Here is a 2,000-nt window from a genome sequence, read left to right as displayed (position 1 = left end):
TTCGGGGTATAAGTAAAGCTACCATCAGCATACAACACAACCGTACCATTTACAGGAGCTGTTACCAGGGATGCAGTCAAACCATCACCCTCTGGATCGCTATCATTAGTCAGTACATTGCCCGTGGCCGGCACGTCTTCAGTTACAGTAATGGAATCTCGCACAGCAATCGGCGCATCATTTACCGCCGACACATTAAATATTAAGACAGCTGTATCGCAAAGTGACGGTGTACCATTATCACAAACCTGGTAGAGCAAACTATCCAGACCATTATAATTAACATTCGGCGTATAAGCAAAGCTACCATCCGAGTTCAGTACCACTGTACCGTTGACAGGAGCTGTTACCAGGGAGGCAGTCAGGCCATCCCCTTCAGGATCACTATCATTAGTCAGGACATTACCAGTAGCCGCCACATCCTCCGTAACACCCACACTATCTCTTACTGCGATCGGCGCATCATTTATCGCTGACACACTAAACACCAAGCTAGCCGTATCACACAGTGATGGCGTACCATTATCGCAAACCTGATAGCTCAAACTATCCAGACCATTATAATTACTATTCGGGGTATAAGTAAAGCTACCATCAGAGTTCAGAACCACCGTACCATTTACGGGCGCAGTTACAAGGGATGCAGTCAGACCATCGCCCTCAGGATCACTGTCATTAGTAAGCGCATTACCGGTGGCTGGTACGTCTTCAGTTACAGTGATGGAATCCCGCACAGCGATCGGCGCATCATTCACCGCTGATACATTAAACACTAAGCTAGCCGTATCACACAGTGATGGCGTACCATTATCACAAACCTGATAGCTCAAACTGTCCAGACCATTATAATTACCATTCGGCGTATAAGTAAAGCTCCCATCTGCATTCAGCACCACAGTACCATTTATAGGCGCAGTTACCAGAGAAGCGGTCAGACCATCGCCTTCAGGATCGCTGTCATTAGTAAGTACGTTTCCTGTAGCTGCCACATCCTCTGTAACTCCCACACTATCCCGCACAGCGATCGGCGCATCATTAACGGCAGATACATTAAACACCAAACTAGCCGTATCACACAGTGAAGGCGTACCATTATCACAAACCTGATAGCTCAAACTGTCCAGACCATTATAATTACCATTTGGCGTATAAGTAAAGCTGCCATCTGCATTCAGCACTACCGTACCATTTACAGGCGCAGTCACCAGAGAAGCTATCAAACCATCCCCTTCAGGATCACTATCATTGGTCAGCACGTTACCCGTTGCTGCCACATCCTCCGTAACTCCCACACTATCCCGTACAGCTATTGGCGCATCGTTAACAGCAGACACATTAAACACCAAACTAGCCGTATCACACAGTGACGGCGTACCATTATCACAAACCTGATAACTCAGACTATCCAGACCATTATAATTACCATTCGGCGTATAAGTAAAGCTACCATCCGCATTCAGCACCACGGTACCATTTATAGGCGCAATTACCAGAGAAGCGGTCAGACCATCGCCTTCAGGATCGCTGTCATTAGTCAGCACATTACCAGTAGACGCCACATCCTCTGTAACACCCACACTATCCCGCACAGCGATCGGCGCATCATTAACGGCAGATACATTAAACACCAAACTAGCCGTATCACACAGTGAAGGCGTACCATTATCACAAACCTGATAACTCAGACTATCCAGACCATTATAATTACCATTTGGCGTATAAGTAAAGCTGCCATCTGCATTCAGCACTACCGTACCATTTACAGGCGCAGTCACCAGAGAAGCTATCAAACCATCCCCCTCAGGATCACTATCATTGGTCAGCACGTTACCCGTTGCTGCCACATCCTCCGTAACTCCAACACTATCCCGTACAGCTATCGGCGCATCGTTAACAGCAGACACATTAAACACCAAACTAGCCGTATCGCACAGCGACGGCGTACCATTATCACAAACCTGATAACTCAGACTATCCAGCCCATTATAATTACCATTCGG

The 2,000-nt window shown here is 47.1% G+C and carries 1 protein-coding gene; it reads right to left on the bottom strand.

Features of this window, described 5'->3' with window-relative positions; all coding sequences use genetic code 11:
- Nucleotides 1-2,000, bottom strand: a 2,000-nt coding sequence (locus F0L74_RS32710) for an Ig-like domain-containing protein (protein WP_149842202.1), incomplete at both ends; no start/stop codon positions are given.

Origin of the sequence: Chitinophaga agrisoli, from assembly GCF_008386695.1 — a bacterium.
GTDB classification, from domain to species: Bacteria; Bacteroidota; Bacteroidia; order Chitinophagales; family Chitinophagaceae; genus Chitinophaga; species Chitinophaga agrisoli.
Note: the sequence above shows the minus strand (reverse complement) of the source record. Positions and strands in the feature narration are given on the sequence as shown.